The sequence below is a fragment of the Micromonospora sp. NPDC047074 genome, assembly GCF_040643815.1.
Taxonomy (GTDB): Bacteria; Actinomycetota; Actinomycetes; order Mycobacteriales; family Micromonosporaceae; genus Micromonospora.
Genome location: NZ_JBEYVB010000009.1, coordinates 83281 through 94291 on the forward strand (window position 1 = coordinate 83281; position 11011 = coordinate 94291).

Consider the following 11011-nt stretch of genomic DNA (forward strand, 5'->3'; position numbering starts at 1 on the left):
TTCCGCGATCCGGGGCACGGTCATCTCAGGAGATTCCAAACTCTTTGCTGATGAAGTCGAAGATCTCGTCGTCGCTGGCCGACTCCAGGTCGGGCCGGTCCTGCTCCTGCCCCGGCCCGTCGGCCAGGTCGGACGCCTTGGCCAGCAGGTCGCGTACCCGCGCGGTGAACCGGTCCCGGGCCTCGGCGTCGAGCGGGATCGCGGCGAGCAGGTTCTCCACCGCGTCGATGCCCTGGAAGATCGGCTGGGTGGACGGCGCCGCGTCGGCGGCGATCTCCGAGGCCAGCTTCTCGGCCAGCGCCGTCGGGGTCGGGTAGTCGAAGACCAGCGTGGCCGGCAGCCGCAGCCCGGAGAGGCTGTTGAGCCGGTTGCGCAGGTCGACGGCGGTGAGCGAGTCGAAGCCCAGTTCGGTGAAGAGCCGGCCGGGGTCGATCGCGTCGGCGGTGGCGTGGCCCAGCACGGCGGCGATGTTGGCCCGTACCACGTCGAGCACGACCCGCATCCGTTCCGGCCCGGCCAGGCCGGCGAGCCGCTGGGCGAGCTGCACGCCACCGGTCCCGGCGCCGCCCGCCTCGACGGAGCGGCGCAGCGGCACCCGGACCAGGGACCGCAGCATCGGCGCGAGCGTGCCGGTCTCCGCCTGCGCCCGCAACGCCGAGACGTCCAGCCGCATCGGCACGGCGGTGGCCGCGTCGAGCCGCCAGGCCGCGTCGAAGAGGTGCAGCGCCTGGGCGGTGCTGAGCCCGGTGGCGCCCTGTTCGGCCATCCGCCGCACGTCGGCCTCGGCGAGGTGGCCGGTCATGCCGCTGGCCTGCTCCCAGAGGCCCCAGGCGAGCGAGATGCCGGCGAGGCCGTGGGCCCGCCGCCGCGCGGCGAGGGCGTCGAGGAAGGCGTTGGCCGCCGAGTAGTTGGCCTGGCCGGCGCTGCCGAGGGTGGCTCCGGCGGAGGAGAAGAGCACGAACGCGGCGAGGTTGGCGCCGGCGGTGAGCCGGTGCAGGTGCCAGGCGGCGTCGATCTTCGGCCGGGCCACGGCGTCGATCCGTTCCGGCGTCATCGCCTCCAGCACGCCGTCGTCGAGCACGCCGGCGGCGTGCACGACCGCGGTGAGCGGATGCGCGGCGGGTACGCCGGCCAGGAGCGCCGCGAGCTGCTCCGGGTCGGCGGCGTCGCAGGCCGCCACGGTCACCTCGGCGCCCGCGTCGGTCAGCTCGGCGACCAGGTCGGTCATCCCGTCGGCCGCCGAGCCGCGCCGCCCGGCGAGCACCAGGTGGCGTACGCCGTGGGTGCTCACCAGGTGCCGGGCCAGGATGCGGCCGAGGGTGCCGGTGCCGCCGGTGACGAGCACGGTGCCGTCCGGGTCGATGCCGCCGGGCAGCGGCTCCACGTCGGCCGGCATCCGCACGAGTCGCGCGGTGTGTACCTGTCCGGCGCGTACGGCGAGCTGCGGTTCGCCGGAGGCGAGCGCGGCGGCCACGACCGCAGCCGTGTCCGGGTGGTCGTCGAGGTCGAGCAGTTGGCAGCGGCCGGGGTGTTCGAGTGCGGCGCTGCGCAGCAGGCCCCACACCGGCGCCTGGCGCAGGTCGACGGTCTGCTGGTCGGCCACCGCCACGGCGTGCCGGGTGACCAGCGCGAGCCGGGACGCGGCGAACCGCTCGTCGGCGAGCCAGGCCTTCAGCGCCGCCAGGGTGCGGTGGGTGGTGGCCCGGGCCTGTTCGGCGACGTTCTCGTCGTCGTCCGGCCGGTCCGTCTCCGCCGGGCCCACCGGGACGATCACCAGGTCGGGTGCCTGCCCACCGTGGGCGAGCAGGTCCGCGAGGGAGTCCAGGTCGACGTCGGTACGCACCCGGACGCCCGCGGCCTCGCAGGCGGCGCCGAGCGCGAGGTCGTCGGCGCCGAGCGCCACCCAGCCGCTGGCGGCCGGCACCGGGCCGACGGGGACGGGCAGCACGGGCCAGTCGAGCTGGAACAGGGACTCGTGCCGGTTGGCGCGGGCCGCGCCGAGGGCGTCCCCGGCGACCCGCCGCATGATCAGCGAGTCGACCTCCAGGACGGGGGCGCCGGTGGCGTCGCCGACCTGGAAGGACACGCCGACGTCGCCGGCCGCCGCGACGCGGACCCGCAGCGCGGTGGCACCGGCGGCGTGCAGCGACACGCCCGTCCAGGCGAAGGGCAGCCGGGGGGCGTGGGGATCGCCGCCGTCGCCCATCCGGCTGAGGAAGCCGCCGATGGACATGGCCTGGAGCGCGCCGTCGAGCAGCGCGGGGTGCACGCCGAACCGTCCCGCGTCGGCGCGGTAGTCGCCGGGCAGTTCCACCTCGGCGAACACCTCGTCGCCCCGGATCCAGGCGGCCCGCAGGCCGCGGAACGCCGGGCCGTAGCCGAACACGGTCGCCTCGATGCCGGAGTAGAAGTCGTCGTTCTCGACGGCGACCGCGCCGGGCGGGGGCCACACCCCCAGGTCGAAGGTGGCCACCGGCCGGTCCGGGCCGGTGGGTGCGACCAGGCCGGTGGCGTGGCACGTCCAGGCGATGTCGGTGAGGCTCTCGTCGGCGTCGTCGCGGGCCGGCCGCGAGTGCAGCTGCACGGTGCGGCGGCCGTCGTCGTCGCGGTCGCCGACGGTGAGCTGGATCTGGAGGGCGCCGAGTTCGGGCAGGACCAGCGGGGCGAGCAGGGTGAGCTCGTCGAGCCGGGGGCAGCCGGACCGCTCGCCGGCGTACGTGGCCAGTTCCACGAAGGCGGTGCCGGGCAGCAGGATCATGTCCATCACCCGGTGCTCGCCGAGCCACGGGTGGGTACGCACCGACAGCCGGCCGGTGAAGACCATCCGCTCGCTGTCGGGGAAGGTGAGCGCGGCGCTGAGCAGGGGGTGCCCGGGGTCGTGCAGCCCGGCGGCACCCACGTCCTGCGGCTGGTACGCCGGCGCGTCGACCCAGTACCGACGGTGGTCGAACGCGTACGTCGGCAGGTCCGTCACCGCCGCCGGGGCGAGCACCGCCGTCAGGTCCACCGGCAGGCCGACCGCGTGCGCCGTCGCCAGGGTCGTCAGCAGTCGGGTCGGGTCGTCCTCACCCCGCCGCAACGTACCCAGCACGTGCCCGCTCGTGTCGGTGTCGTCCAGGATCGCCGTCACCGGCATCCCCAGCACCGGATGCGGACTGACCTCCACGAACGTGGAATGCCCCGCCCCGATGGCGACACGGACGGCCGTGTCGAACAACACCGGCTGCCGCAGATTGTCATACCAGTACTGCGCACCCATGCTCTGCGGGTCCACCCAGTCACCGGTCAACGTCGACACCAACCGCACCTCACCGATGCGAGGCGCGACGTCCGCCAGGTCGGTGCGGAGTTGCTCGGCGACCTGCTGCACCGCCGGCGAATGCGACGCGTAATCCACCGGAATGACCCGCGCCCGCACACCGTCGGCCTGACACGCCGCCACCAGATCCGCCACCGGCTGCGGCGGACCAGACACCACCACCGTGGCAGGACCGTTGACGGCCGCCACACCCACGCCGGGGAACGCGTCCAGGCGCGCGGTGACCTGCTCGGCGGACAGATCCACCGACGCCATGGCACCCGTGCCAGCGAGGACCGCGAGGGCCCGCGACCGCAGGGCGACCGTCTTCGCGGCGTCCTCCAGGCTCAGGATGCCCGCCACACACGCGGCGCCGATCTCACCCTGGCTGTGGCCGACCACCGCCGACGGGGTGACACCGACGTGCTTCCACACCGCCGCGAGCGCGATACCGACGGCGAACAGCACCGGCTGCACGACCTCGACCCGGTCCAGCCACGACTCGTCGTCACCCGTCAACACGGACACCAGGTCCACGTCCAACCACGGCCCCAACGCCACCTGACACTCGGCGAGAGCCGCGTCGAACACCGGAGACGCGCCGACCAGACCCGCCGCCATCCGCACCGACTGCGCACCCTGACCCGGAAACACGAACACCGGACCCGCACCATGACCAGCCGCCACACCCGACACCACGTTCCCCACCGGGGAACCCTCCGCCAGGGCGTCCAGACCAGCCAGCAACTCCTCGACGTCCCGACCCACCACCGCGGCCCGGTGGTCGAACACCGACCGGGTGGTGGCGAGGGACCAGCCGACGCGGGCCGGGTCGACCGGCTCGCGGTCCCGCAGGAACGCGGCCAGCCGGGCCGCCTGACCGGGCAGCGCGGCCTTCGCGCGCGCCGACAGCGGCCACACCACCGGCCCGGCCGCCACGGCACCCGCCTCGGCAATGGGCCGTTCCTCGGTCTGCGGGGCCGGCTCGTCGGCCTGCTCGATGATGACGTGGGCGTTGGTGCCGGAGATGCCGAACGACGACACCGCCGCCCGGCGCGGCCGGTCCACCGCCGGCCACGCCCGCGCCTCGGTCACCAGCTCGACGTCACCGGCCGACCAGTCGATGTGCGGCGACGGCTCGTCCACGTGCAGCGACGCCGGCACGACGCCGTGCCGCATCGCCATCACCATCTTGATCACGCCGGCGACACCGGCGGCGGCCTGGGCGTGCCCGATGTTCGACTTGATGGACCCGAGCAGCAGCGGTGCCGCGTCGCCCCGGCCCTGGCCGTAGGTGGCGAGCAGGGCGTGTGCCTCGATCGGGTCGCCGAGGGTCGTACCGGTGCCGTGTGCCTCGACCGCGTCCACGTCGGCGGGCGACAGGCCGGCGGACGCCAGGGCCTGCCGGATCACCCGCTGCTGCGCCGGGCCGTTCGGCGCGGTGAGGCCGTTCGACGCGCCGTCCTGGTTGACCGCGCTGCCCCGCACCACCGCGAACACCCGGTGCCCGTTGCGGCGCGCGTCCGACAGCCGCTCCACCAGCAGCATGCCGACGCCCTCGGACCAGCCGGTGCCGTCCGCCGACGCGGCGAACGACTTGCACCGGCCGTCGCCGGCCAGACCGCGCTGCCGGGAGAACTCGACGAACGCCGTGGGCGTGGCCATCACCATCACGCCGCCGGCCAGCGCGAGGTCGCACTCGCCGCGCCGCAGCGCCTGACCGGCCCAGTGCAGCGCCACCAGTGACGAGGAGCAGGCGGTGTCCAGCGACACCGCCGGCCCCTCCAGCCCGAAGGTGTACGCCACCCGGCCGGAGATGACGCTGCTGGTCATCCCGGTCAGCATGTAGCCCTCGGCGGCCTCCGGCGAGTAGGCGAGCAGGTTGCCGTAGTCCTGGCCGCTGGTGCCGACGAAGACACCGGTGCTGCTGCCGGCCATCCGCGCCGGATCGAGGCCGGCCGACTCGAAGGTCTCCCAGGTGGTCTCCAGCAGCAGCCGCTGCTGCGGGTCCATGGCCAGGGCCTCGCGGGGCGAGATGCCGAAGAAGTCGGGGTCGAACTGGTCCACCCCGGTCAGGAAGCCACCGCCCCGGGCGTAGAAGGTGCCGCTCTGGTCGGGGTCGGGGCTGTAGAGCGTGTCGAGGTCCCAGCCCCGGTCGGTCGGCAGGTCGGTGATGGCGTCCACGCCGTCGGCCACCAACCGCCACAGGTCGTCCGGCGACCAGACCCCACCGGGCAGGCGGCACGCCATGCCGACGATGGCGAGGGGCTCGTCGTCGTCGATGGTGACGGTGGTGGTCGTGGGGCGCGCCGGCGTGGGGATGCCGGCGACCTCGGTGCCCAGGAAGGTCGCGAGCGCCAGCGGGGTCGGGTAGTCGAAGATCAGGGTCGCCGGCAGGCGCATGCCGAAGGCCACGTTGAGCCGGTTGCGCATCTCGACGGCGGTGAGCGAGTCGAAGCCGAGTTCGCTGAACGCCCGGCGGGCCTCGATCGCCGCCGAGTCGGGGTAGCCCAGCACGGCCGCCGCCTGACCCCGGACGATCTCCAGCAGCGCGTTGGCCAGCTCGGTCTCGCCGAGTCCGGCGAGCTGCTGGACGAGGGACGCGCCGGTGATCACGGCGGCGGCGCGGGCCGGCAGCCGGATCAGGCTGCGGTACAGCGGCGGCACCACGCCGCCGGTGAACTGCGCCCGCATCGCGGCCAGGTCGAGCCGCGCGGGCACGAGCGCCGGCTGGCTGGTGCGCAGGGCCGCGTCGAAGAGGGCCAGGCCCTCCTCGGCCTCCATGGCGGCCACGCCGGAGCGGGAGATCCGGTTCAGGTGGATGTCGTCCAGCTCGGTGGTCATGCCGCTGCGGTCGGCCCACAGCCCCCAGGCGAGGCTGAGCGCGGCCAGCCCGCGGGCCTCGCGGTGCTGGGCCAGCCCGTCGAGGAACGCGTTCGCGGCGGCGTAGTTGCCCTGCCCGGGGCCGCCGGCGGTGGCGGCCATCGAGGAGTACGAGATGAACGCCTTGAGACCCAGGTCGGCGGTGAGTTCGTGCAGGTTCCAGGCGGCGTCGACCTTCGGCCGCAGCACGCCGTCCACCTGCTCCGGGGTGAGCGTGGGGATGGTGCCGTCGTCGCGGATGCCGGCGGCGTGGATGACGACGGTCAGCGGGTGCGCGGCGGGGATGCCGGCCAGCAGGTCGACCACCGCCGCCCGGTCGGCGACGTCGCAGGCCGCGACGGTGACGGTGGCGCCGAGGTCGGTCAGCTCCGCGCGCAGCTCGGCGACGCCCTCGGCGGCCTCGCCGCGCCGGCTGGTCAGGATCAGGTGCCGGACGCCGTGGTCGGTGACCAGGTGCCGGCTCATCAGTTTGCCGAGGGTGCCGGTGGCGCCGGTGATCAGGACGCTGCCGTCGGCGTCGAACGGCGACGCGGCCGGTTCCGGCTGGGCCGGCACCCGGGTCAGCCGGGCGGCGTACGGGACGCCGGCACGGATGGCGAGCTGCGCCTCGTCGCCCAGCACGCCGCGCAGCAGCGTGTCCGCCGCGCCCGCCGGGTCGTCGATGTCGACGAGGACGAAGCGGTCGGGGTTCTCCGACTGTGCGGAGCGGACCAGGCCCACGACGGCGGCGCCGGCCAGGTCGGTCACGTCGGTGTCGGAGCCGGCGGCGACGGCGCCACGGGTGACGAGGACCAGCCGGGAGCCGGCGTACCGCTCGTCGGCGAGGAACTGCTGGAGCAGCGCGAGCGCCCGGTGGATGGTCGCGGTCACCGCCGCGGGTACGTCCGGCGCGTCGGCCTCGCCCACGAGGGACGCCACGACCACGTCGGGCGTCGCGGTTCCCTCGTCCATCGCCCGGCTCAGGGCCGTCAGGTCGGGGTACGCGCCGGTCGCGCCGACCGCCGCCGCCAGGCCGCTGTCGGCGGCGTCGACCACCGCCCACAGCACGCCGGGCACCTCCGCCGGTACCGGCAGCGGCACCCACTCCACCCGGTACAGGGACTCGTCGGCTCCGCCGCCGGCCACCCGGAGCTGGTCGGCGGAGACGGGCCGCAGCACGAGGGAGCCGACCGAGATGACCGGGTTGCCGGCGACGTCGGTGAGCAGCAGGGAGATGCTGTCGGTGCCGGTGTGGGTGACCTTCACGCGGGCGGCGGCGGCACCGGCGGCGTGCAGCGCCACGTCGTTCCAGGAGAACGGCAGCCGTCCGTAGCCGGCGGGGATCGGCCCGGCGGTCGGCGTGGCGGCGGGGGTGGTGAGCCCGAGCGTGTGCAGGGCGGCGTCCAGCAGCGCGGGGTGCAGCCCGTACGCGCCCGCTTCGGCGGCGGGGCTCTCCGGCAGCGCCAGTTCGGCGAAGAGGTCCTCACCCCGGCGCCAGGCGGCCCGCAGGGCGATGAACGAGGAGCCGTAGTCGTAGCCCTGGGCGGCGAGGTTCTCGTAGAGGTCGCCGGTGTCGACGGGCGTCGCGTTCGGCGGCGGCCAGGCGGTCAGGTCGGACCAGCCGGACGGGCCGCTCGGCGTGGCGGGCGCGCTGGCCAGGACGCCGCTGGCGTTGCGGGTCCAGGTCTGCTCGGCGTCGTCGGTGCCGGGGTCGGTGGTGGAGTGCAGCGAGACGGAGCGGCAGCCGGTCTCGTCGGCCGGGCCGATCCAGAGCTGGATGTCCACGCCGCCGGCCTCGGGCAGGATCAGCGGAGCTTCCAGGGTCAGCTCGCGGACGTGCTCGGCGCCGACGTGCGCACCGGCCTGGAGGGCGAGTTCCACGAAGCCGGTGCCGGGCAGCAGCACGGTGTCGAAGACGACGTGGTCGGAGATCCACGGGTGGGTACGCCGGGCCAGCCGGCCGGTGAAGAGGAACCCTTCCGCGTGGGCGACGCCGACGGCCGCGCCGAGCAGCGGGTGCCGGGCGGGGCGGAGGCCGACGGCGGTGACGTCGCCGGTCCAGCCGGCGCCGATCTCCGGCCAGTAGCGACGGTGCTGGAAGGCGTAGGTGGGCAGGTCGACGCGGGCAGCGCCGGTCTCGGCGTACCAGGACTGCCAGGTCACGGCGACGCCGTGCACGTGCAACTCGGCCAGACCCTGTGCCAGCGCGTGCGCCTCCGGCCGGTCCCTACGCAGCGTCGCCACCGCCACGGCGTCCCCGTCGGGCAGCAGGTCGGCGTTCATCGCCGTCAGCACACTGTGCGGGCCGACCTCCAGGAACGTGTCGACGCCCGCGCCACGCAGAGCCGCGACCCCGTCGGCGTAGCGGACCGCCTCCCGGACGTGCCGTACCCAGTAACCCGGCGTACGGATCTCGTCGGCGTCGGCGAGCGCACCGGTCACGTTCGACACCACGGGCAGCAGCGGCGCGGCGAACGTCAGCCCGTCCAGGACCGTGCGGAACTCGGCGAGCATCGGCTCCATCAGCGGACTGTGGAACGCGTGGCTCACCCGCAGCCGCCGGGTGCGCGCCCCCTTCTCCGCCCAGTGCGCCTCAAGCTCGTTCAGAGCCTCGACCGCGCCGGAGACCACCACGGCCGTCGGACCGTTGACGGCCGCGATCCCGACCCGGTCGGCGGACCCGGAAAGGGACTCCCGCACCGCCGCCTCGTCGGCCGCGACGGCGAGCATCCCGCCACCGGACGGCAGGGCCTGCATCAACCGGCCGCGCGCCGCGACAAGGGCGCACGCGTCGGCCAGGGACAGCACCCCGGCCACGTGCGCGGCGGTCACCTCACCGATCGAGTGACCACCCACGTAGTCGGGCACGATCCCGAACGACTCGACCAGCCGGAACAGCGCCACCTCGACCGCGAACAGACCGGCCTGCGTGAACACCGTCTGGTCCAACAGCTCCGCCTCGGGGCTGCCCGCCTGGGCGAACAGCACCTCCCGCAGCGGACGCGACAGCAGCGGATCGAGCTGCGCGCACACCTCGTCCAGGGCGGACGCGAACACCGGGAACGATGCGTACAACTCGGCACCCATGCCGGCGCGCTGCGCGCCCTGACCGGAGAATAGCACCGCCAGCGCGCCCCGGCGTACCACCGAACCGGTCACCACGGCGCCCGACGGCGAGCCCGCCGCCAGCGCGCGAAGGCCGCTCACCAGGTCCGCGCGGTCCTCGGCGAGGACCACGGCGCGGTGCTCCAGCGCCGGACGGGTCGCCACCGACGACCAGCCGGCGTCCAGCGGGCTCGGGTCGGCGTCCCCGGCGAGCCACGCGGCCCACCGCTCCGCCTGGGCGGGCAGGGCGGCGGCGTCGCGGGCGGAGAGCAGGACCGGCAGGACCGCCGGCCGGTTCCGCGTCCCGGTGGGCGCGACGGTTTCCGCCTCGGGGGCCTGCTCGATGATGGTGTGCGCGTTGGTGCCGGACACCCCGAAGGACGACACGCCGGCGCGGCGGGGCCGGTCGACGGCCGGCCACGGGGTCGCCTCGGTCACCAGCGACACCTCGCCCGCCGACCAGTCGACCTCGGGGGTCGGCTCGTCCACGTGCAGGGTCGGCGGCACGACGCCGTGCCGCATGGCCATGACCATCTTGATCACGCCGGCCACGCCGGCGGCGGCCTGGGCGTGGCCGATGTTCGACTTCACCGAGCCGAGCAGCAGCGGCGCCGAGTCGCCCCGGTCCTGGCCGTAGGTGGCGAGCAGCGCCTGGGCCTCGATCGGGTCGCCGAGGCGGGTGCCGGTGCCGTGCGCCTCCACCACGTCGACGCCGCCGCTGGCGAGACCGGCGGCGGCCAGGGCCTGCTGGATGACCCGCTGCTGGGAGGGGCCGTTGGGGGCGCTGAGCCCGTTGGATGCGCCGTCCTGGTTGACCGCGCTACCGCGCACCACCGCGAGCACGGGGTGGCCGTTGCGGCGGGCGTCGGAGAGCCGTTCGAGCAGAAGGACGCCCACGCCCTCGGACCAGCCGGTGCCGTCGGCCGCGGCGGCGAACGCCTTGCAGCGGCCGTCGCCGGCCAGGCCCCGCTGGCGGGCGAACTCCACGAAGGCCGCCGGGGTGCACATGGCGGTGACGCCGGCGACGATCGCCAGGGTGCACTCCTGCTGCCGCAGCGCCTGCCCGGCCAGGTGCAGCGCGACCAGCGACGACGAGCAGGCGGTGTCGACGGTGACCGCCGGGCCTTCCAGGCCGAAGGTGTAGGAGATCCGGCCGGAGACGACGCTGCCGGCGTTGCCGGTCATCAGGTGCCCTTCGAGGCCCTGCGAGGCGCCCATCAGCACGCCGGCGTAGTCCTGCCCGGTGCTGCCGGCGAACACGCCGGTCCGGCTGCCGCGCAGCGACAGCGGGTCGATGCCGGCGCGTTCGAGCACCTCCCAGGAGGTCTCCAGCAGCCACCGCTGCTGCGGGTCCATCGCCAGGGCCTCGCGCGGCGAGATCGCGAAGAAGCCGGGGTCGAAGTCGGCCAGGTCGTGGACGAAGCCGCCGTGCCGGGTGTACGAGGTGCCGGGCTGGTCGGGGTCGCTGTCGTAGAGCGAGTCGAGGTCCCAGCCCCGGTCCTCGGGGAACGGGGTCATCACGTCCCGTCCGCCAGAGACCACGTCCCACAGGTCCTCCGGGGTACGCACCCCGCCGGGGAAGCGGCAGCTCATGGAGACGATGGCGATCGGCTCCTGTTCACCCGCCTCCACCTCGCGCAGCCGCTGGCGCACCTGGTGCAGGTCGGCCGTCACCCGCTTCAGGTAGTCGAGAAGCTTCGCCTCGTCAGCCATTGACCGTCCACTCCTCCGTTTGACCTGTCGACC

General features: G+C 74.8%; 1 protein-coding gene. It reads right to left on the reverse strand.

The window, feature by feature from the left end; translation table 11 throughout:
- Positions 1 to 25 precede the first annotated feature (25 nt).
- The gene (locus ABZ809_RS15300; RefSeq protein WP_357563121.1) at positions 26 to 10978 is read right to left on the reverse strand and encodes a type I polyketide synthase; all 10953 of its coding nucleotides are present in this window, start codon (positions 10976 to 10978) and stop codon (positions 26 to 28) included.
- Between the last annotated feature and the right edge of the window lie 33 nt (positions 10979 to 11011).